This is a genomic window from Fimbriimonadaceae bacterium (assembly GCA_019454125.1).
Taxonomy (GTDB): Bacteria; Armatimonadota; Fimbriimonadia; order Fimbriimonadales; family Fimbriimonadaceae; genus JALHNM01.
Genome location: CP075365.1, coordinates 2,403,247 through 2,425,073 on the forward strand (window position 1 = coordinate 2,403,247; position 21,827 = coordinate 2,425,073).

The window sequence follows — 21,827 nt, forward strand, 5'->3', positions numbered from 1 at the left end:
CAAGCGCTCGTGATCGGCGACATGGGACAGGGCGACGAATGCACCCACAATAGAGGGAATGCGGCTGGTACGCCCAATCTGGACTGCGCTTGGCTCGATGAGCGTCGTATTGGGCGTGATCGGCCTGTTCGTCCCAGGTTGGCCGACCACGATCTTCATGATCCTGGCCCTCTATTGCTTCAAAAAGGGCAGCGCGAGACTGGAAAGGTGGCTGCTGGAACACAGGCACTTCGGCCCCACCCTTCGAGATTGGGAAGAAAACGGCACCATCAAGCTCCGCACGAAGCGGATCGCGGTCGGGACGATGTGGACCGCGATCGCCTTTTCCGCTCTTGTGCTGTATGCAAAGCCGGCGGTCTTGGCCGTGGTCGCGGCGCTGGGCGCGTTCGGCACTTGGTACATCCTTTCCCGTCCGACCACGGTCGAGGATGACCTCACGCGAGCCGCAATCGAGGAAGAGGGCGAGACGCCCAGTCCAATGAGTCCGCATCGAGAAACCGCCACGGCGTCGACTCCCCCCGCCCTGCGCTGAGCCCGACGCGGACGTCCGTCACCACCCTCGCGATCGGTGGCCCAGGCTCCAGCACCAACGGGCCCTCCCCCAAGAGGTCCACGGCGTAGAACCGCGAATCGATGCCAAAGGCGGCGGCAAGCTTTCCTGGGCCGGACAGAAGGTCTTTGTCCGTCTTCGCTTTCGGACGCCGGGCGCGCATGGATTCTAAACCGGTGAGCGGCTGCGCAGCACGGATGAGGAGCGCGGAGGCCACCCCCGCCGGTGCGGCCGTGACGTTCAGCATCCAGTGGTTGCCGTAGGTAAAGTAGACATACGTATACCCTGGAGGGCCGTACATGACTTGGTTGCGAGGCGTTCGACCGCGCCAGGCATGACTTCCTGGGTCGCGCTCCCCCGCATAAGCTTCGACCTCGACGATCCTCGCCGAGCACTCGTGCAACCTAAGTATGGCGCCCAAAAGGTGAGGCGCTGCCTCTTCGACCGGTAATTCTGCGAGAAGTGTCCGCAGGGTTGATCTATATGTAGACATCCGACGTATAATAGTGGACGTATATGGTCTATACGCTCTTCGTCTCGCTCGATTCATTCTACACCTCTACGCTCCTGAAGAAGCGGAACGAGCTCGCCGGACGCGCCTTCCTGGTCCATCGCGAAAAGCGGGTCCTGGATTCCTCCCGAGAGGCAAGGGCCCGCCAGGTCTATCCCGGGATCCCCCTTTCCGAGGCTAAAGCGATCCTGCGCGAAGAGGGCACGTATGTGCCTTACGATCCTGACGATTATCTTTCCGCCAGGAACCATTGGCTAGACATCTGCGCCTTGTACAGTTCGGTGGTCCAACCCGACATGCCCCACGAGGCGTGGATCGGGCTCGACGGCCACCCTAATCCCTCTGCGACCGCCTTCGAACTGGCTTCTGACGTCGCCCATGCCCTCGCCACACCCGTGCGCGCCGGCCTTTCGAAAGCAGCCTGGGTGTCCAAACTTTCGGCGATCGAAATTGACCCTTATGACGCTTCGTCATTGATGGTGGTCGACGACATCCCTTTTTTTCTTAGAAGTTTGCCGACCTCCCTGCTCACGCCGATTCCGCCTGAAGACCGGCAAAGGCTTGAGTTTCTGGGTTACAGGCGGGCGGGATCGCTGTTGGACGCTTCGAACAGCGCCCTAAAGTCGCAGTTTAAAGCTAATGCTTTCCTCATCACACAAGTTGTAAAGGGAAAATGGAGGGATTACCCTGAAGCCCTTTACCCTTTACACAGTCTCACCGAACGCATAGTCTTCGACTCCCCTGCTGACAACTCTCTTATGATCCAAGAGGGCATTGCGACTCTAGCCAACCAGCTCGCGAACCAGCTTTCTTCCCAAGACTCGTCTGCAGAAAGCATCACTCTCTATCTGGAATATGAGAATGGCAAGATGACACGCTTTACTCGCAAATTGACAAAGACCGTCCAAACATCAACGCAGTTGCGCACGATCTTAACGACTTTGCTCAAGCTGCCCTGCACACCCCCTATCGCCCTCCGGTGCACGCTTGCTTCTTTACGTCATTCAGCCCGTTCACAAAAGAGTTTTGAAGCCACAGCATCGACGAAAGAGAGACGACTTTGCGCGGATTCTGCGATCGGTACCATGCTTTCAAGCTTCGGCACGAACTCGATCGTAACAGCTTCACGCATGCAGACCGACCGCCGCACACGACTCTTGCGACACTGGCGGCACTGCACCGGATGGAAGGGGTGACCAGGTGACGGAACGAAAACTGATTTCCAAATGGCGCGAGGCAGGTTCTTGGTGGGAAGGTGAGCCGCCGCGCGAGTTTGTCCAGTGGCGCGACGAGAAAGGGATCAAACGTGAAAAGTCGCGTGTCCTTCCTAGGTTAAATACCCCAGCAAATAGCAAACCATACGAGGAAAACCATAAGGAAGAAGCTTCCTTACGGCCGCGAAAGACTCGGGACGAGAAAGTGTCCAAAGCCTGCGGATACACGCAGGATTTGCATCCTATCGTCCGGAACAAGCCATTCGTCTCCACGTATTGTCCGCTTCAACTTAACTCAGGATACTCCTTCGGAAGAAGTGTCATGCTAGCGAAAGAAATCCCTAGACGTGCGGCCGCTATGGGAATCGGCTCTGCTTGCCTCGCCGACCGGTTCGCGCTCATCGGCGCGATGGAGTTCCACCGTGAAGCCCACGAAAACGGGGTGAAACCGCTCATCGGCGCAACCCTGGATCTTGAAGAAGGGGGAGATCTTATCCTTATCGCACGGGACAAACATGGATATCAACAGCTGTCCCAACTTATCACGGCGTGTCATCTAGAGGAACCTCGCCTGTTTCCACTGGCCAACCGCACGCGACTTGAGCGCTATTCGCGTGGGCTGCTCGTGGTGACAGGTGGTGACAATGGCGTCTTATCGAGACTTCTTCTCCAAGGACAATTTGAGAAGGCGAATGAAACCCTCGCATTCTTGGCTAGCCTGTATGGACAAGAGAATGTATTCCTTGGTATCGAAAGAACGTTTCTTCCGTGGGGATCAATGGTGGAACACCACTTGCTTCACCTCGCCAGGCTACACAGGGTTTTGCCTGTCGCATGCAACCCCATGCTCCACAGTACACCAGAAGCTTTTCCCGCACAGGACGTCGCCCTATGTGCAGAGTCACTGTGTACTGTCGAAGAAATCGTGGGCCGTAAACCATTACGCCATGCCTCTCAACTCGCCGCTAATGAACGGCCACTGCGATCCCTCAATCAGGAGCGCTACTTTAGAGCACCGTCTGATATGGCTGGGCTTTTCAGCGACAAACCAGAATTGTTGGAAAATACCCTGCGCGTCGTTGAACGTTGTGAATCGAACGTCATGCCTGCCCGCACTAAGCTTCCAAGCCACTTCGGAGACCCCGGTAGCGCACTTCACGAGCTTGTTAAGTGCCTGGCCCGAGAAAGGCACGGCACTATGGCGAAAGGGCTGAAATCTAGGATCGACATGGAACTGGAAAGAATCACACGAATGGGTTATGCCGACCATTTCCTTGTTGCCTGGGACACGTGCAACTGGGCTCGCAAGCAAGGTGTTTCCTTCTCGGGACGGGGCTCGATGGTGGATTCTGCCGTGGCTTATTGCTTGGGCATGAGCCGCATTGATGCATATAAGCACAACCTCCATTTTGATCGATTTATGCCTGAAGACGGCAGCAAGAGACCAGATATCGATATTGACTTTGAGGCGCACAGGCGCGAAGATATCCGCAACTACTTGACGAATAAGTATGGTAAAGAGAAAGTCGCCACAGTCGCAGCAATTGGCGCCTATTGCGTCAGAGGTATTGTCCGAGAAGTCGGTAAGGCTCTTGAACTTCCACAAGAGGCGATTTCTTTCCTGGCAAAACGGCTTCATGGCGGAGTCTCGCCGGAGCATCTAGAAGAAGCGTTGGCTAAGAAGCCCGAACTTAGAGGAAGCAACATACCAAGGGAAAGGCTCCACTGGCTCTTCAAGTTGGCAGAGGCCCTGGCCGATGTGCCACGCAATATGCGCGCCCACTCTTCTGGGGTCGTCATCAGTGACCGGCCGATAGCAGAGACGGTCCCAGTAATGCACTCTGCGTCGGAGACAGACACAGACCCTGACGGTGCCAGCCCTTGTCTAAGGATAATCCAATGGGACAAGAGGAGCGCAAAGCATGTCTTCGACAAATTCGATGTGCTTTGCCTTCGTGGCCACGACGTCCTATCTGGCGCAGAAGAACGGATCAAAGTTCATGAGCCCAACTTTCGATCCGAAGATGTGCCAGCCGACTGTGTTGAAAACTATAGGACAATGCGCTCTGGTGAGCTGATTGGGATCCCTCAATCCGCTTCTCCAGCAATGCGCCAGGCACATATGCGATTGGAGACTCGCGACCTTCACGATGCGAGTCTAGTCCAAGCTGGTATTCGCCCTGGCGTCGGTGGAGCAGTAAAGATTAACGAACTTATTGCTCGGCGTCGAGGCTTAAAACCCTACACTTTCGACCATCCTGACTTAGAGGCGATCTTAGGGCATTCTTATGGGATCGTCGTGTTCCAAGAGCAAATCGACCAACTTCTCCAGGTCTTCTGTGGTTATTCGAGCGGAGAAGCTGAGGACATCCGTGACGAGATCCATAAGAGGAGGCGGGAGGACTATGGAGAGAGCCTGAAACATGTCCTGATTTCAAGGGCAATGGAGAAGGGCTACTCGGCCGATGTTGCGAATCAAGTTTATAAGTATGTCGCTGAATTTAAAGGTTATGGGTTCGCGCAAGGGCACGCCCTTGCCTTCGCTGAAATTTCACTTAGGAGCATCTATTTGCAACAAAACTACCCTGCTCCATATTTTGCCGCGTTACTGGACGCACAGCCCGCAGGATATTACGGACCTTGCACAATTGTGAACGAAGCGAGATCCAGAGGGGTCTCTATCTTGCCGCCGTGCATCAATAGGAGTCATATGAAGTGGCTCGTCGAGGATACAATAAGCGCGATAAGGGACACTCCAGAACTTGTTCGACGTGCGCATACAAAGGCACGGCAAACAATAAGCCCTACAATAAAGCTCACTGTTCCTAGTTCAGCGATCAGGGCACCTCTGGTCAGCGTACACGGACTTTCCGCTAAGGTTGCGGAGAAGATCGCCCTAGAAGTCACGAAACGTCCGTTTTCTAGCCTTTATGATCTTTGCGTACGTGTGAAACCGAGTCGCGACGAGCTTGAGAGCCTTATTTTGTGCGGTGCCTGCGATTCTATATGCGCGAACCGTCGAGCCTTACTTTGGGCCGTCGTCCCCACGCTTGATGCTAGCAGAACACAGAAAGGAAAACTTGATCTTGGAGGCATTGAACCAACGATAGACCTCTCCGTCGAAGATTTTTCCGATGCAGAAAAGTCAATAAGAGAACGTGCAATATTGGGAGTGGACATAACCAGACATCTCATGGCATTCGAGCGAGAGCGTGTGGCGGACAGAGGAGGGATAACTGCCTCTGAAGCGAAGCGTATGGAACCGAACAGGAAGGCCATCGTGGTCGGAAACCCAATACGACTGAGGTTTCCCCCGACCCCAAGCGGCAAGCGAGTGGTCTTCTTCGATCTGGAAGATGAAACCGGACTGTTAAATGTAACATGCTTTGACCGTGTGTACCAAAAGGACGGCCACTCGATCGTTTGCTCGCCCTATGTGACGATCATCGGGAGGAGCCAGTGGCGCGATGGTCACACGGCGTTCCTGGCAGAGCGCGTTTTCCCCTACAACCCTCTCATCACCACGCTTGCCGACACGACACAACTCCCCATCACGACTTCCGACTTTCTAGTCGGTTAAGCTAGCAAATCCTAAGCATCATTTGCCAATATGTTCAGCAGTGCCCGATGCTTTCCCTGCTTTGCTTGATCCTCGCCCACCAGCCAGATCCGCTCGAACTCGCATGTGACACGGTCGACCAAATCCGTGCCCTTCACGGCTTGCCTGCCATCGTCCGCGACCTCAGCTTAGATTCCGCCGCCCAGGGACAAGCCGACTACATGGCGGCGAACAAACTCGTCTCCCACACTCAGGACCCCAAGCTCCCAAAGGCGACGAAAGCCAAGCTGGAAGACCGCGTGAAAGACGCTGGCTACGACGGCCCGACTTGGGAGTTGCTCGGATATTCAAGCTCCTCGGTCGTCGACAGCGTCGTCGCGATCTTCGCCTCGCCCTATCACCGCACGGCCTTCCTCACCCCCGGCGAAGTCCGCGCCGGAGTGGGCGTGCGCAGCAACTACGTCTGCCTCCTCTTCGGCGAAGGCCCGAAGAACCAGATCATCCTTTCCCCCCCAGACCGGGCCGCAGCGATCCCCGTCAACTGGCTGGGTGGAAGCGGCTTCGAACCGGCCAAGGGACCCTATGGCTACCCGGTCGTCGCGAGACTAGGCGCCCCGGAAGAAATGCTGGATTCGGCCACGATAACCCTCGCCCGTCAAAGTCAACCTATCGACATCATCATCCAACGCGGCAGCGACAGTGGAATGCTGAAAGGCTGCCTTGTGGCCGTCCCGCGGGCACCCCTCAAGAAGAACTCGACCTACAACGCAAGCCTATCGATCAGGTTGAAGAGCGGCCAGTCGCGAACGATCGACTGGTCGTTCTCCACCGAGCATTGACCGAACTGCCCCTCAGCACAACTAGATAAACTGCGCGCATGAACGAGACCCTCCAGGGTTGGCTCGCCGATGAGATCCAGAAGCTGCACGACCAGCACCTTTATAAAAGGCCACGGACCTTGCAGTCGGCCGCCGGCGGACGCGTCCGCATGGACGGAAAGGACGTGGTCAACATGTCCAGCAACAACTATCTCGGGCTCGCCAACCACCCGCGCGTGCGCGAAGCGGCACTCCGCGCGGTCGAAGAGTGGGGGGTCGGCGCGGGTGCGGTCCGCTGGATCGGCGGCAACATGGCCGTCCACGACCAACTTGAGGAGAGGCTCGCCAAGTTCAAGAAGGTCGAGGCGGTCCTCGTTTTCAGCAGCGGATTCACGGCCAACAGCGGCTGCATCCCGGCCGTCACGACCGCCGACGACGTCATCATCAGCGATGAGCTGAACCACGCCTCGATCATCGACGGCGTCCGCCTCTCCGCAGCCGCCTACAAAAAAAGCGAGGGCTGGGTCTACCAGCATAAAGACATGGACGCCCTAGAGGACTGCCTCAAACGCTCCCAAGGCTTCCGGAAGAGGATGGTCATCACGGACGGGGTCTTCAGCATGGACGGCGACATCGCGCCCTTGCCGGATATCGTCGCCCTGGCCGAGCGGTACGACGCGTTCGTCATGGTCGACGACGCCCATGCCAGCGGCGTGCTCGGCAAGAACGGTGCCGGGACGGCCTCGCACTTCGACCTTTATGGCCGCGTCGACATCCAACTCGGGACCCTCAGCAAGGCGCTCGGTGTCGTCGGCGGCTACATCGCGGGCAGCGCGAAGCTCAAAGAGTGGCTGATCAACCGTGGCCGGCCCTATCTCTTTTCAACCGCCCACCCCCCGATGGTCGCGGCCGCGCTCGTCGCGGCGCTCGACGTCATGGAGAACGACCCAGAACCCATGCGGCGGCTCTGGGAGAACGCGCGCTGGTGGAAAGAGGCGCTAAAGGGCCAAGGGTTCGACACCATGGGAAGCGAGACCCCGATCACCCCCGTCTACGTCGGCGACGAAGCCGCCGCCCAAGAAATGGAACGCAGGCTTTGGGACGAGGGCGTCTACGCCCTCAGCATCGTCTACCCGACCGTGCCGCGCGAAAGAGCACGGATCCGCACCATGCCCTCCGCCGCCCATTCCCAAGAGGACCTGGACTTCGCGTTGCAAGCGTTCGTCAAGGTTCGCGACCAGGTGGCAGCCCGGGCTTGACTCGCCTGGGCCAACGCATCCACCGCGTTCGTAATCTGTGGACCGAGGAACAAGCCCATACGAGGATTTGCTCCCTTTTGTGCTGCGGGCCACTCCCATTTTAGGCGCGTCCCGAGCGACGGTTCCCGAGATTCCACAGGTTGAGCGGAGCCAGCGCGGTGCTGTCCTAGGACTTCGCTCGTCAGAAACGTTATTCATCTGTTTTTTGGAACAGGAAAACCGTGACCGCCGTCTGAGCTAGCGCAAGAGGCGACTGCAAAGCCGAGAGCAAGGGGTTCTGAAAACACCGATGGCACTAAGCGAGAATTCAAGGACGGAACGGCTAGTTTTCTTGCATGGGGGAGGAGCAATGACTTACGACAATGACACGCGGTTCACGAAGGGATTTGATGACCGCATCACGCCTAGGGAAGCCTCAATCTTGAGCCTTGCGGCCGAAGGGATGACCGACAAGCAAATTGCACTTGAACTAAAACTTAGCGTTGGCACAGTGCGCACCTACTGGAGTCGGATAAGGATCAAGCTTCGCGCACTGACCCGAGCCCAAGCGGTCGGCGTTTTCTCGCGGACACGCGGCCTGAGGCAGCAAGAAGAAGACTCGGCCGCGTCCGAGTACCGCACTCTCTCCAAACTCGCATGCAGCTTCTGGGGAACCTGTTCCTTCAGCGTTAGGCCAGCTGACGGTTTGGTCACCTTCTTGGACGACCAGGCCGAAGAAGCCCTGGGCGTCACTGAGGAAGGTTTACAGGGACGCCAAGCGGGCTGGATCTCAATCTTTGAAGAAGAACAGCGGCCCCACCTCCGCAAAATCGTCCAAAAGGCTTTGGGCAGTGCCGAAAGCATCATGTTCGTGACGCGAGCCGGATCCAATGTTTCAAGGGGCAAACGCGTCGCCCTCGTCCACCGCTCGCCCGAGGACGCCGAGCAAGTCGTCTTCGTGCTCTTCCCCGAGCAAGAGGCGAACGGCTCCAAACCTCCAGAATTCGCGGCGACAGCCCACTAGACCCTCATAAAGACTTCGCGGAAAGTCTACGGATTAACGATAAGACTTTCCGTGATTCTTCCTCCTCCAAAGCTGCCGCCCGCTCGTGGGCACAAGGACGAAGGACGACCTCTGTTCCCGGCGGAGCTTGGCTGAGCCGCGCACGCGAGAACGCGGGCAGAAACCCTAGCGGCTCATAACCCCCGATCGTGGGCCCGTCCGGGCCGATCACGATCAAGCTGCGGGCGTCCGGGACTTGGATCGTCCCCGGCGTGATCGGACGACTCAGCCCCGTGCGCTCGCCCACAGGCAAATTGCTCCCTGCGCTCAGTCGGACACCCTCCCTGCTGATCATCGTCCCGACCGTCGCCTCCACCTCGAAGCCAGGCGGCGTCGCGGCCAGATAGGGCAGGTCCAGCACGCCGTCTCCGATCCACCAGGGCTTCACCCGTTGCGCAAAGCGCCGCCCCGCGGAAGGGCCTTCGGTCGCAAACTCCGCCCCCGGCTCAATCGACCCCACCGGCCCCGAGGCCAAGCCCGGGTCTGTGGCAATGGCAAGCCGCAACCCCCACCGGGCCGGCCGGACACGGATCCGAGACCCCGAGCCGACCGCGACCGCCGACCCCGTTGGGACGCTCTGCGAATCGACCCAGACCTCGTGCCCGCCCCCGACGAACGCCACCGCTCCGGGCTCCCTCACCTCGACATCGAGCGAAGCCATCGTCAGCTCAAGCGTCGGCCCGGCTGTGGCGTGGCCCAACAACGCCCTCGCCAAACGGGCGGAATCGGGGTCGCACCAGCCGCCCGGCGGCACCCCGAAATGCCGCAAGCCGAACCGGCACCCAGCCACCAAGCGGACGTCGCCGCCCACCTCCGCCACCCGGAGGGTCAAGCCCCGACCTCGTAGCCAGCCCCGACAAGGGCCGCGCGCACGCGGTGCAAGGTCTCGGACGCCTGCGGGCCATCGCCGTGGACGCAGAGAGAGTCCACGCCCGCAGCAAGACGCACCGCCTGCGCGGCCGCTTCGGCCGGTGCGAGCATCGCCCCCGGCCCTCCGCGAGGCAAGAGCCGCCCTCCTTCGCCATAGCCACGGTCGGCGAACCCTTCGCGGAAGAAGCCAACCCCCACGCTCTCCGCCGCCGATTCGTGGGCCGTCGCCGCCAAGCCCAAGAGAGGCAAGCCTGTCTCCCGAAGGCATGCGCAAAGACACTCGAAAGCCCACCCCTCGCTCGCCGACTCGTTGTAGAAGGCTCCGTGAGGCTTCAAATACGCCGCGCCCTCGGCCATGCCAAAGCGGCACTGGTCCAGCAGCGAGGCGCGGACCAGGGTCGGGTCAAGCCCTGTGGCACCAATCCCCACCCGGCCAAAGTTCGCCCGGTCCGGATAGCCCGGGTGGATGCCCACGCGCAAACACGCCTCTCTCGCCAGCGCCATCGTCTCCAGGGCCAGCACGCGCGATCCTGCATGCTCCCCCGCGCAGACGTTCGCACTGCTCGCGAGGGCCATCAGGCTCTGGTCGTCCGGAGAACCCTCGCCGAGATCGACGTTGAGGTCGATCCGCTTCACAGCCGCTGCCCCTCCAGGTCGTGAAACTCGTCCGGGCGGATCGGCCGGAAGACGACCGTGTCACCCGCTTCGATCGGGAAATAGCCCTCGGCCGGGTCGCAGACCACGAGCGGAGTGCGTCCGATCAACCGCCACCCGCCGGGGCTCCGCCCCGGATAGATCCCGGTCTGTCTCCCCGTCACCCCCACCGCCCCAGGCAAGACCGCGGCCCGTGGCGAGGGGAGACGGCCCAAGCCGCAAAGCCGTTCCGGCAACCAACCCAGATAGGGAAAGCCGGGCTGGAACCCGATGGCATAGCACGTATAGGCCGACCCGGAGTGGAGGGCGACGAAGTCGCTTTCGCTGAGCCCCAGTTCCCCTGCCGCCTCGGCCAGGTCTGGTCCGAGCTCATAGCAGCAGGGCACGGTCAGATCCTTAGTCGTGCCCTCTTCGGGAACCACGAGGCCATCGAGAAGCCCCTCAAGCTCCTCGGCTATGATAGTGTCGCTATAGTAAAGCCCCAGCGCGTCGTACGACGAGTTGACGTCCAGCAGGCCTTCGACCTCCATCGTGCGCAACGCCCGGGCAACAAGATGGGCGGGCCGACCGTCCAATATCTCGACAAGCACGGCGTCAAGCCCCATAGACCGGACCCGGAACCACTTTCCACCCACAAAAGCTCCCGAAGACGCATTGTAATCCCACCATGGACCCCGCGCTCTCAATACCGATCCTGCTGGAACCCGGTGCCGCCGCTCCGGAATACGCCACCGAGGGCGCGGCTGGACTGGACCTGCGCAGCAACGAGGGAGTCGAGCTCCAGCCCCTCGAAAGGAGACTCGTGGGCACGGGCGTGCGGATCGCGCTGCCCCCTGGCTATGAGGGCCAGGTGCGTCCCCGGAGCGGCCTCGCCATGCGCCTCGGCCTCAGCATGGTGAACGCCCCCGGGACGATCGACTCGGACTATCGAGGTGAGATCAAGGTCATCCTGATAAACCTGGGTTCGGACCCGATTCGTCTGGAAAAGGGAGAGCGGATCGCCCAGCTCGTCGTGGCCCGCTATGAGCGCGCAAACCTCGTCGTCGTCCCGGAACTTTCTGAATCAGCCCGTGGCGCGGGCGGGTTTGGAAGCACAGGAACCAGCTAGCCCATGGAAATGTGTCCCAAGTGTTTTGAGATGAACCCGGCCGAGGCCGAGTTCTGCTCCCAGTGCGGCGCGGCGCTCAAAGAGGCCGGCGACGGGAGCGACGCGGAAGTCTATAAGGAGTTCGCGCGAGCGAACCTCTTTCGCATGCGCGGCGACAGCAAGTCCGCCATTGACGTGTGCCTCGGCGTGCTCCGCCGGTTCCCGAACAACGTGACCGCCCACGGCTTGCTCGGCGACATCTATGGCGAGAGCGGCCAGCTTCGCGAGTCCGCCCAGTGGTACGAGATGGCGCTCGACCTCGATCCCGAGGCGCAGGGCATGCGCGCGAAGCTCGAGGCCGTGAACGAGCGCGCCAAGCGGGAAGAGGCTTCCCAGGCAGCGGAACAGATCGGCCTTCCCCCAAAGCCCCAAACGCCTTGGGCGTACATCGCCTTGGTCGCCGTGCTCGTGCTAGCCGTCGGGACCTCCGCGTACCTTCTCGGGCGACAGTCGCCCCCCGGGCCGGCCCCGACCGCCATGCACCAGCCGATCGAAATCGACGCCCCACCGGTGCAGCAGCCCCCCGTCACCAGACCGGCCCCTCCGACGGAAGAGAATGAACCCGTCCCCGCCGACACTCCAATCCGAGCCGGTGCGCTCGCCGCCGCCGTCCAAGCAGAAATCCAGGGCGCCGTCACCGTGATCGCCGCGACCCAAGACCCGCGCGGGCCACGAATCAGCGTCAACGTCGCCGACCAGGAAGACATCGACCCGCGGGTCACCGCGCTCACCGCTGGGCTCGCCGCCTTTGCCGCACGGCCCCAAGTGGCCCGGGTGCACGTCACCGTCCTCGGCAAAGAGCCAGTCTTCGCGGGAACGGTCTACGCCGAAGAGGCGCGCCGCATCCAGTCAAGCATCCAAGCGGGACAGCCGCTCAGCAGCCTTCTGGACGGAGCGTTCACCGACGTTTGGCCCACCCCGTCGGAAGGGCAGGCGCCTAGCGCCACAACAGGTCCGGGCGGACAATGACAGTCTGGTCGCGCTCAGGGCCGATGCTGAGGATCGCCATCGGCGTGTCCGTCAGGTCCTCGATCGCGGAGAGATAGCGCTGCGCCGAAGCCGGCAGGTCGGAGATCTGACGCGCCGAGGTCAAGTCTTCCGACCAGCCTTCGAACTCCTCATAGACCGGCTCCACCCGTTCCCAGTCCTCGCTGCAATAAGGCAACCCGGGAAGGAGCTCGCCGTCCAGCCGGTACCCGGTGGCCACTTTCAGCTTCTCGATGCCCGAAAGCACGTCCAAGCGGGTCAGGATCCAACCGCTCAACGAGTTGACCCGGGCGGAATAGCGCAAGACCTTGAGGTCGAGCCAGCCGCACCTCCGGGGACGGCCCGTCGTCGTTCCGAATTCCTGGCCCTGTCGGCGGATAGCTTCGCCTGTCTCGTCCAAAAGCTCGGTCGGGAACGGCCCTTCGCCGACCCGCGTCGTGTAAGCCTTCGCCACCGCCAGCACCGAGTGGATGTCGCGCGGGCCGATCCCGGTTCCGAGACAGGCGCCTCCCGCGATCGGGTGGCTGCTTGTGACATAGGGATAGGTGCCGTGGTCGAGGTCCAGCATGGTGCCCTGGGCGCCCTCGAACATGACCTTGTCGCCCCTCAGCACCGCTTCCTGGACGATCGTGTCGGTGTCCACGACATATGGGCCAAGACGCTGGCCGAGCGCCTGGTACTCCCGGTAGAGGGCCTCCGCGTCAAAGGTCGAGCCGGCACTGTCGTACGCCCCGTTCCGCAGCTCGGCCAGGCCGGTCAACTTCTGGCGCAGCCTCTCCGGTCGCACGAGGTCGACCATCCGAATGCCGGTGCGGCGGACCTTGTCGGTATAGGTCGGGCCGATACCGCGGGAGGTGGTCCCGATCTTGTCCTTCCCCCGCGCCTCTTCCTGTCGGGCGTCGTCCTGGCGGTGGAACGGAAAGACGACGTGGGCCGAAGGACTCACGACGAGCCGGCCGATCTCAGGGCGTCGGGACTTTAGGTTATCCAGCTCATCCAGGAGCGCTTTCGGACAGACGGCCGTGCCGCCCCCGATGACCGAGACGACCCCCGGGTGCAAGATCGCGGCCGGGAGCAGGTGGAACTTGAACACCTCCTCGCCCACCGTCACCGTGTGGCCCGCGTTGTTCCCTCCGCTATAGCGGACGACCACCTTGGCGTCGCCGCCAAGAACGTCCACCATCTTCCCCTTTGCTTCGTCGCCCCATTGGGCGCCAACGATCACCAATGTCGGCATCCTCGATTCTCCACCCCCGCCGACAAATCAGCCGGCGGACCCAAACTACGAGGATCCGCCGGCCGGGCCGTTGCGCCTTTTCTCGAAGCAAAATTCTACCCTGGCTAGAAAAGTGAGATTTTCTGCGCCAGCCTCTTCCACTTTCAAGATAGTGGTGCTATAATGTAAGGAGCTGTTCATTGGAACGGCTAGTGAAAGACAGTGTTGCCCTGCAGCAATGTCGTTGTTTCGAAAGGAAGGTTGCAATGTATCCTGGGTCTGACGGCCATGGCCGTGTACGCCATTGGGCAGACCACCGGTGCCCCATATTGAAAAATATGGAAAAACCGCTTCAGAGCCGTCACGAAAGACTCCAGGGCTGGCAACAATAAAATTACCAGAGGTACATGAAGGATGCTCATTAAAATGATCGTCGTCGTGCCGAGCGTGGCACTCACGCTCGCTGGCCTGATCTTCAAAAAAGTCCTCGAGGACTAAGACACTCGGCCGCTCACGGTAGAGCGTGCCGCAACTTGATTCGCTTGGTTTCTAGATATCGGGCGCTGTGCTCGGTGGGTTCGACCACCAACGGCACGTGCTCAACGATTTCAAGGCCGTAGCCTTGCAGCCCCGCCCTCTTGGCGGGGTTGTTTGTCATAAGCCGCATCTTCCTCACGCCAAGGTCCAGCAGCACTTGCGAACCCAGGCCGTAGTCCCGCAAGTCCGGCTTGAACCCGAGCGCCTCGTTCGCCTCGACCGTGTCAAGGCCCGAGTCCTGCAGCTCGTAAGCCCGCAGCTTGTTCAGGATGCCGATCCCACGACCTTCCTGGGCGATGTAGAGCAACACACCCCTCCCTTCCGCCTCGATCATGTCCAGGGCCTTGGCAAGCTGGTCGCCGCAGTCGCACCGCAGGGAGCCGATGATGTCGCCCGTCAGGCACGAGGAGTGCACTCGCACCAAGACCGGGGTCTCCGGGTCGATCTCCCCCTTGATCAGGGCCAGGTATGGGTTCGGGTCGACATTCGTCTCATAGGCGACCAGTGAGAAGAGCCCGTGCTTGGTGGGCAGGCTGATCGGTCCCGCCACCCGGCGCACCAACTTCTCGGTCCGCCTTCGATATTCGATCAAGTCCGCGATCGTGATGATCTTGAGCCCGTGCTTCTCGGCATAGGGCACGAGCCGGTCTAGCCGCATCATCTCGCCGTCGTCGCCGATGATCTCCACCCCGACCGCCACCTCCTGCAGCCCTGCGAGGCGGCAGAGGTCGACGCTCGCCTCGGTGTGCCCGGCCCGGCGCAGCACCCCACCTTTTTCGGCCCGCAAGGGGATCACGTGCCCTGGCCGCATTAGGTCGTCGGCCGTGGCCTTCGGGTCACAGAAGACGGCCACCGTCTTCGCCCGGTCGCCCGCGCTCACGCCCGTCGTCGTCCCATGGACGGCGTCGACCGTCTCCGCCATCGCCGTGCCGAGCCGAGCCGTGTTCTGTTTGGTCATCATCGGCACGCCTAGCTCGGCCAGGCGCTCGGCGGTCGTGGGGATGAACGGCACCCCGCGACCGTGCGTGATCATGAAGTTCATCGCCTCCGGCGTGCACCTTTCGCCAGCCATGATGAGGTCGCCCTCGTTCTCTCGGTCGGGGTCGTCGACGACGATCACCATCTTGCCGGCCTGGATGTCCGCGATGGCCTCCGGGATCGAAGCAAAGCCCATGTCTGTACCGATTCTACGGTGCGACGCAGGACTCGTGCGAAGCAAATGTCCTTTTTCGGCGACATAAAAGACGTCAGCCAGATCGCTTCTCTGCCAAAGTCTCTCCAATGTGGCGCCGCGCGCTCCTTCTCGCCCTACTTCCGCTGGTCGGCTGCGGCCCCAAGGAGGTCACGACCCTCAACGCGTCCGCACCCGAACCGACCGTCCCGACCCAGTGGCAGCTCCACAACGAACCGAGGGCCAAGGCCAGCATCGCCGCGCCGATCGATTGGCGCACGCCCCAGCAAGAGAAGAATGAGATGGCCGGGGGCACGGGCCAGGTTGAGACCGATCCCAATTCCATCCTCGACATGGGTGGATCCGCGGCAGGATCGCTCCCGCCGGGACCGATGAGCGTCTCCCCGACCTTCGAGGAGCCGCGCACCGGTAACGCGCTCGTCCTCCGCAAGAAGGGCATGGTCGGCGAGACGTCGTTCCCGACGCGAATCACCGTCGAGTACGAGACAGTAGCGGGTGGCACCAGCCTTGCGGAGCAGGCCAAGAAGGTCGAAGGCAAGTTCCCCGGCCTGAAATCGTCGGAGCAACTCAGCCTCGCTATCGGCCCCGTGCAAAAACTCGTCCACCGAGTGAAAAGCCGGGACGGCGAGACAGGCACGATCGTCAGCTACGTGGTCGTGGACAAAGAAGACGTCTGGAACGTCCGCTTCCAGACTGAGCAGGACCAGGCGACGGTCACGAGCGTCTGCGACCAGGTGATGGAAACGTTCCGGCCCCTAAAATGACGAAGCGACGCAAAGCGTCATCGCGCGCCGGCCGCCTCGCCTGAGCCCATTCCGCGCCTGAAAGGGCTCGAAGTTCGGAGCGCCGGTCGCGTATAATTCGTGAGACGCGGCCGCGCGTGGCGGCGTCTTCACTTTGAGCGTAGCGGGGTGGCGCTCGGGAATCCTGATGGCGACCAAGTACATTTTCGTGACCGGCGGCGTTGTGTCCAGCATTGGCAAGGGCATCACGTCTGCCTCTCTCGGCCGGCTGCTGCGCAACCGGGGCTGGGTCGTCGCGCCCCTCAAGCTCGACCCGTACATCAACGTCGACGCCGGCACGATGAACCCCTACCAGCACGGCGAGGTCTTCGTCACCGATGACGGCACCGAAACCGACCTGGACCTCGGGCACTACGAGCGGTTCATCGACGTCCCGTGCAGCGCGGGCAGCAGCGTCACCACCGGCAAGGTCTATCAGAAGGTCATCCAGGCCGAGCGGCGCGGCGACTACCTCGGCGCCACCGTGCAGGTCATCCCGCACGTCACCAACGAGATCAAGCACGCGATGGTCGACCTGGGAAGGCAACAGGAGGCCGACGTCGTCCTCGCCGAGATCGGCGGCACCGTCGGCGACATCGAGAGCCTGCCCTTCCTCGAGGCCATCCGTCAGATGCGCAAAGACCACGGCCGCGAGAACACGCTTTACGTCCACGTGACCCTCGTGCCGCAGGTCGGCCCTTGGGGCGAGATCAAGACCAAGCCCACCCAGCACAGCGTCATCAACCTTCGCGAGATCGGCATCAGTCCGGACATCCTCGTCTGCCGCACGCTCACGCCCATGCCGGACGACGTCAAAGAGAAGCTCAGCATGTTCTGCGACGTGCCCCAAGAGGCGGTCATCGAGAGCCTCTCCGCCGAGTCCATCTACGAAGTGCCGCTCATGTACGAGCGCCTTGGGTTGGGCGACCTCGTCGTCCAGCGATTGGGGCTGGAGCCGCGCGACGCGAACCTCGCTGAATGGCGTCAGATCGTCGAGAAAGTTCGCAATCCCCGCTCGCGGTGCCTCATCGCCGTCGTCGGGAAGTACACCACTAACGGCGACTCCTATAAGTCGATCGCCGAGGCGCTCGTCCATGCCGGCATCGAGAACGACTGTGCGGTCGGCGTGCGCTGGATCGAGAGCGACACCCTCGAAGGCACCTGCGACCCGAGCGAACACCTGGGCGACGTGGACGGCGTCATCGTGGCCCCCGGCTTCGGCGACCGCGGCGTGGAAGGAAAGATCCGCGCCGTCCGCTACGTCCGCGAGTCTGGGATCCCGTTCCTGGGCATCTGCCTCGGGTTGCAGATGGCCGTCATAGAGTACGCGCGCAACGTCTGCGGCCTTGAGGGCGCCAACTCCACCGAGTTCGGCCCGTGCCGCTTCCCCGTGATCGACGTGATGCCGGACCAGGTCGACGTCGTCGAAAAGGGAGCGACCATGCGGCTCGGGTCCTACCCCTGCAACGTCACGAGCGGCACCTTGGCCCACCAGCTCTACGGCTCCACCCGGATCGAAGACCGCCATCGCCACCGCTTCGAAGTCAACAACGACTTCCGCGAACTGCTCATTGAGAAAGGCATGGTCGTGAGCGGGGTCTCGCCCGACTACCGCCTGGTCGAGATCGTCGAGCTGCCGGACCACCCGTTCTTCATCGCCACCCAGGCCCACCCCGAGTTCAAGAGCCGGCCGAACCGGCCGCAACCCCTCTTCGCCGGCCTCGTAAAGGCGGCGCTGCACAGAAAGGCGCACATCCTCGCCTAGGGCGCCGAGGGGCCGCCTGCGGGGTCTGACCCGGCCATAGGCCGTGGGGGCTTCATAATGCAGGCAATGCGCCCCGACTCCCCCTCCCCCCGCTCCGCTGAGTTCGACGAGTTCCGTCGGGAGCTTCTCCTTGGGTCGAAGCCGGTCGCGGGCGAAGAGCGCGAAGCGTGGTTCGAGCGGCTCAAGGCGCTCTGTGAAGCCCTTTTCCCCGATTCCCAACGCCTCGAACGCAAGCCCGGACTGGCCTCGCGGCTCTTCAGCATTGAAGTGTCGCTGCCGGACAAGGACAAGTTCCTCCTTCTAGACCTCGCGAACGAGCTCGACGACAACTGGCGGGCCGAGACCAAGCCGCTCGTAAAGGCAGGCTCCAGTTGCACCTATCTCGACCGGCTGGACGCCATCTGGGAATGGGTGGTCGACCTCGGCGACCGGTTCGTGACCGGGCACGTGAAGCTTCGCAACTACGGCCTGGAACCCCGGTCGCACGAACGGCCCAAGACCGGGTACCGACCGGCCGCGCCGGGCCGACCCAGCGGCGGCGGCGGTTTCAACCGAGGGCCGCGCCGAGACTTCGGCCCGCCGAACAAGGGAGGCCGGTTCCAAAAGCCGGGCAGCAGGCCACCGCGACGCCACTCCGGCGACTAACGAAGAATGCCTCCCGGGCCCGTCCGAAAGATCGTCACCGAGCGCCTCGTCGTGCGCCTGCCGGAGGCTGAAGACGTCCCCGCGATCCTCGATTTCTTCGAGCGCAATCGGGAGCACCTCCGCCCCTGGGAGCCAAAACGGCTGGAGGCCTTCTACACCGAGGAGTGGTGGCGTACCGGTATTCCCGAGTTCTCCCGCCAAGCGGAAGAAGGGCGGAGCTATCGCTTCTTCCTCTTCCTACAGGGCACGGAGCTTGTGGTCGGCTACGCGAACCTGAGCGAGGTCGTGCGGGGCGCGCTCTCCGCCTGCTTCCTGGGTTATGCGGTGGACCACGCCCACGAGGGACGGGGCCTGATGAAAGAAGCCCTGATCGGGGTCGTCCGGTTCGCCTTCGAGGACCTCGCCCTCCACCGAGTCATGGCGAACTATATGCCCCACAACGAACGCTCCGCCGCTTTGCTCAAGCGACTGGGCTTCCGGGTCGAAGGCTACGCCTACGACTATCTGTCCATCAACGGCAAGTGGGAGGATCACGTCCTCACCAGCCTGGTCGCGCCGGGTCCCTAGCCGGGTGCCTGGGAAGGCTCCGCAGCCAGGGGCGGCGCCCCGTTCTCCAAGCGCCGCATCTCCCGCACCATCTCGAAGAGGAACGACGCGAGGGCGACAAGCATCGGTCCGATCACCAGCCCCACCGGCCCGAAAAGGAGCACGCCGCCCAAGAGGGCGAAGAACACGACGATGGTCGGCATCTTCGTCGAGAGGCCGATAAAGTAAGGGCGAAGGAGGTTGTCGACCTGGCTCACGATGCCGAAGCCGACCCCGAGCATCACGAGCGCCTGGATCGTTTGCCCGTCCAAGAAGAGCTTGATCGCGACCGGGACGAACACGATCGGCGAGCCGAGGAGCGGGATGCAGCAGAGCACGATCGTCACGCACCACAGCAAGAACGCGCCGGGAACCCCCAGGGCCCAATAGGTCGCCCCCGCGATGGTTCCTTGGATCAAAGCGACCAAGACCACCCCGTTGAAGACGCTCCGCACGGTCAGGGCGAGCCGGTCGAAAAGGGCGAGCGTCTTCTCCCGAGGCAAGGGGGAGACGTCGAGGGCAGGCTCCAGTAACTGGTGCCCGTCCCGCAACATGAAGAACATCGTGAAGACAGAGATCGCCATGGTCCCGATCGTGAGGACCAGGTTCTTCAATCCCGCATAGAGGGCCGATCCGGCCGAGCGCAACGCGAGCTGCCCGTTCTCGGACAGCCACTTTCGCACGCTGAAGTTCTGCGCGCCGACCTTGGCAAGCAGCGGGTCGATCGTGTGCTCGAGGTACTCGCTGAAACCCTGCGCCGTCACCCCGTTCCCATCCTGCGAGAGCTCCGAGTTCAAGTCGCTGACGAACGCGCTCACCTGCACCCCCGCCACCGTCCCCACGCCGAGGAACGGAAGCACAATGACGAAAGCGACGAGGAACGTCGCCCAAAGCGAGGCGACCGTCGGGTTCCAACCCTTCTTCGTCAGCCTCTTATAGTAGGGGTAGATCAGGATCGAAAGGGCGAGCGCCCAGAGCAACGCCGCAAAGAACGGCGTGAGCAGCATAAAGAGCCCGACGCCCACGGCCACGACCGTGACCCAAAACATCGCGCGGCGCAAATCGCTGTTCTTTGTCTCTAGCATGGCGGTCGGTTAGTCTGACGCTACGCCTTCTTCGGCGTTCGAGTTGCGGTCAAGTCCTAAGACGGTCTTGCGGGCCGCTTCGCGGTCGCCAACCGCAAGTTGCCCATCTAGGACCATCTCGACCAGCTTCGCCTTGACCGCCCCGACCTCAGGCCCGGGCGACAGTCCCGTCAGCTCCATGATCTCCTCGCCCGAGAGCGGCGAGTCGAGCGTCTCCACCGGCGTCGCCTGGCAGACCTCGGCCAACTTCTGGCGCAGCGGGGAGAGGTCGAGCCGCCGCACCCCCTTCTTCAGGGCCGAGGCGTCCGCCTCGACCAGGTCCATCCACCGCCCCAACGACGGGCCGAGGTCCCGGACGAGCCGCCGCGCGGCAGAGTCGGACATCCCCTCTGGCCCGATCGAACTGAGCCTCATGTGACTGCGCACGAGCAAGGCGACTTCGTCCGCGACGTGCGTGCCGAAGCGGAGCCGGAGCATCGCCTCGTGCGCGATTCCCGCCCCGACCGTCTCGTGCCCGAAGAACCGGATCCGGCCCTCTTCGTCCAGGGCTTGCGTCTGCGGCTTGCCGATGTCGTGGTAGAGCGTTGCAAGACTCGTGACGAGGTCGCCCGGCCCCAGGTTCCGCAGAGCCAGCAACGTGTGCGACCAGACGTCCAGGTGGTGGTAGCTCCCCTGTTCGCAACCGATGGTCGGCAAAAACTCGGGCGCGAACTCCGCGAGCAACCCCGTCTCCAGAAGGTCTTGCAGGCAGCGGTCGGCGTCGGGCAGCGCCAACATCTTGACCAGCTCGTCCCGGATGCGCTCCGCGCTGATGACGCGCAGCCGGGATGCTTGGGCCCGCAGGGCCCCGAACAGCCCGGGCGCATAGGCGAACCCGAGTTGCCACCGGAAGCGCACTGCCCGTAACATCCGCAAGGGATCGTCGAAGAACGTCGCCTCGGGGTCGAGCGGCGTCCGCAGCACACGTGACTCGAGGTCAGGCAACCCGCGTCCCAACGGATCCAGCAGGTCGCCTGTGAAAACGTCGCGGAAGAGCGCGTTGACCGTGAAGTCGCGCCGCGCCGCGTCTTCCTCGATCGTCGCCGGCTCAACTTGCGGCTTGCGCGAGTCTGGAGAGTAGGACTCCCGACGGGCCGTCGCCAGTTCCACCTGCGCTCCCTCGACCCGCACCATGGCCGTCCCAAACCGGGCATAGACCACGGGCGGCTCGGCCGCGACCCCGCGCGACCAGAGGAGCTCGGCCGCGGCGAGTGCATCGGCGGTCACCACGATATCCAGGTCGGCCTTCGCCGGGCGGCCGAGCAAGGCGTCCCGCACGGCTCCGCCAACCAGGTACGCCTTCCCTTCGAACTCCGTCCCGCGCCACGCGTCCGCGACCTTGCCGACGATATCGACCATCCTTGCCTATG

20 protein-coding genes are annotated in these 21,827 nt (G+C 62.3%); 12 read left to right on the forward strand and 8 right to left on the reverse strand.

Annotated features, from left to right (window positions below; genetic code table 11):
- Positions 1–58: 58 nt before the first annotated feature.
- A complete protein-coding gene (locus KF733_11740; protein ID QYK55669.1) occupies positions 59–532 on the forward strand; it encodes a YbaN family protein in 474 nt (157 codons plus the stop codon).
- On the opposite strand, the gene KF733_11745 is transcribed toward KF733_11740, so the two are convergent.
- Entirely contained in the window at positions 435–1,043 is a 609-nt protein-coding gene (locus KF733_11745) for a DNA-3-methyladenine glycosylase (GenBank protein ID QYK55670.1), read from the reverse strand. The two genes, KF733_11740 and KF733_11745, sit on opposite strands and share 98 nt — an antisense overlap.
- Before the next feature lie 23 nt (positions 1,044–1,066).
- On the opposite strand from KF733_11745, the gene KF733_11750 reads away from it, so the two are divergent.
- The 5 genes from KF733_11750 to KF733_11770 all read left to right on the forward strand — a co-directional run bounded on the left by KF733_11750 (position 1,067) and on the right by KF733_11770 (position 8,914).
- Positions 1,067–2,257 (forward strand): hypothetical protein, encoded by a 1,191-nt coding sequence (locus tag KF733_11750; protein ID QYK55671.1) that lies wholly within the window; start codon positions 1,067–1,069, stop codon positions 2,255–2,257.
- Between the two features lie 4 nt (positions 2,258–2,261).
- Positions 2,262–5,855, forward strand: a complete 3,594-nt coding sequence (locus tag KF733_11755) for a DNA polymerase III subunit alpha (protein QYK55672.1) — start codon at positions 2,262–2,264, stop codon at positions 5,853–5,855.
- A gap of 47 nt (positions 5,856–5,902) precedes the next feature.
- Positions 5,903–6,673, forward strand: a complete 771-nt coding sequence (locus KF733_11760; GenBank protein ID QYK55673.1) for a CAP domain-containing protein — start codon at positions 5,903–5,905, stop codon at positions 6,671–6,673.
- Positions 6,674–6,711: 38 nt separating this feature from the next.
- The gene (locus tag KF733_11765; GenBank protein QYK55674.1) at positions 6,712–7,911 is read left to right on the forward strand and encodes a glycine C-acetyltransferase; all 1,200 of its coding nucleotides are present in this window, start codon (positions 6,712–6,714) and stop codon (positions 7,909–7,911) included.
- 349 nt (positions 7,912–8,260) lie between these two features.
- The gene (locus KF733_11770) at positions 8,261–8,914 is read left to right on the forward strand and encodes a hypothetical protein (GenBank protein ID QYK55675.1); all 654 of its coding nucleotides are present in this window, start codon (positions 8,261–8,263) and stop codon (positions 8,912–8,914) included.
- A gap of 4 nt (positions 8,915–8,918) precedes the next feature.
- Here KF733_11770 and KF733_11775 read toward each other — a convergent pair whose 3' ends face one another.
- From KF733_11775 to KF733_11785, 3 genes are read right to left on the reverse strand one after another with little or no spacing between them, the layout of a single operon-like run.
- Entirely contained in the window at positions 8,919–9,785 is an 867-nt protein-coding gene (locus tag KF733_11775) for a hypothetical protein (GenBank protein QYK55676.1), read from the reverse strand.
- On the reverse strand, positions 9,782–10,459 hold the full coding sequence (locus tag KF733_11780; protein ID QYK55677.1) for a LamB/YcsF family protein: 678 nt from the start codon (positions 10,457–10,459) through the stop codon (positions 9,782–9,784). The genes KF733_11775 and KF733_11780 overlap by 4 nt, the downstream gene beginning before the upstream one ends.
- Positions 10,456–11,067 (reverse strand): carboxyltransferase domain-containing protein, encoded by a 612-nt coding sequence (locus KF733_11785; GenBank protein QYK55678.1) that lies wholly within the window; start codon positions 11,065–11,067, stop codon positions 10,456–10,458. Before KF733_11785 ends, KF733_11780 begins: the two co-directional genes overlap by 4 nt.
- Positions 11,068–11,144: 77 nt before the next feature.
- On the opposite strand from KF733_11785, the gene dut reads away from it, so the two are divergent.
- The gene (gene dut, locus KF733_11790; GenBank protein ID QYK55679.1) at positions 11,145–11,585 is read left to right on the forward strand and encodes a dUTP diphosphatase; all 441 of its coding nucleotides are present in this window, start codon (positions 11,145–11,147) and stop codon (positions 11,583–11,585) included.
- A 30-nt stretch (positions 11,586–11,615) separates the two neighbouring features.
- A complete protein-coding gene (locus tag KF733_11795; GenBank protein QYK55680.1) occupies positions 11,616–12,593 on the forward strand; it encodes a tetratricopeptide repeat protein in 978 nt (325 codons plus the stop codon).
- Here KF733_11795 and KF733_11800 read toward each other — a convergent pair.
- Entirely contained in the window at positions 12,562–13,848 is a 1,287-nt protein-coding gene (locus tag KF733_11800) for an adenylosuccinate synthase (GenBank protein ID QYK55681.1), read from the reverse strand. The two genes, KF733_11795 and KF733_11800, sit on opposite strands and share 32 nt — an antisense overlap.
- A 490-nt stretch (positions 13,849–14,338) precedes the next feature.
- Entirely contained in the window at positions 14,339–15,538 is a 1,200-nt protein-coding gene (locus tag KF733_11805) for a bifunctional 3,4-dihydroxy-2-butanone-4-phosphate synthase/GTP cyclohydrolase II (protein QYK55682.1), read from the reverse strand.
- A 107-nt stretch (positions 15,539–15,645) separates the two neighbouring features.
- On the opposite strand from KF733_11805, the gene KF733_11810 reads away from it, so the two are divergent.
- The 4 genes from KF733_11810 (at position 15,646) to KF733_11825 (ending at position 19,315) form a co-directional block, all read left to right on the forward strand.
- Positions 15,646–16,320: a hypothetical protein gene (locus KF733_11810; protein QYK55683.1), complete on the forward strand. Its 675-nt coding sequence runs from the start codon at positions 15,646–15,648 to the stop codon at positions 16,318–16,320.
- A gap of 166 nt (positions 16,321–16,486) precedes the next feature.
- On the forward strand, positions 16,487–18,103 hold the full coding sequence (locus tag KF733_11815) for a CTP synthase (GenBank protein ID QYK57170.1): 1,617 nt from the start codon (positions 16,487–16,489) through the stop codon (positions 18,101–18,103).
- Between the two features lie 66 nt (positions 18,104–18,169).
- Positions 18,170–18,748: a hypothetical protein gene (locus KF733_11820; protein QYK55684.1), complete on the forward strand. Its 579-nt coding sequence runs from the start codon at positions 18,170–18,172 to the stop codon at positions 18,746–18,748.
- Positions 18,749–18,754: 6 nt separating this feature from the next.
- On the forward strand, positions 18,755–19,315 hold the full coding sequence (locus KF733_11825) for a GNAT family N-acetyltransferase (GenBank protein QYK55685.1): 561 nt from the start codon (positions 18,755–18,757) through the stop codon (positions 19,313–19,315).
- Here the strand turns inward: KF733_11825 and KF733_11830 are convergent.
- Both KF733_11830 and KF733_11835 read right to left on the reverse strand, forming a co-directional pair.
- Positions 19,312–20,418, reverse strand: a complete 1,107-nt coding sequence (locus KF733_11830; GenBank protein QYK55686.1) for an AI-2E family transporter — start codon at positions 20,416–20,418, stop codon at positions 19,312–19,314. The two genes, KF733_11825 and KF733_11830, sit on opposite strands and share 4 nt — an antisense overlap.
- A gap of 9 nt (positions 20,419–20,427) precedes the next feature.
- Positions 20,428–21,816 (reverse strand): HDIG domain-containing protein, encoded by a 1,389-nt coding sequence (locus KF733_11835; protein ID QYK55687.1) that lies wholly within the window; start codon positions 21,814–21,816, stop codon positions 20,428–20,430.
- Positions 21,817–21,827 lie beyond the last annotated feature (11 nt).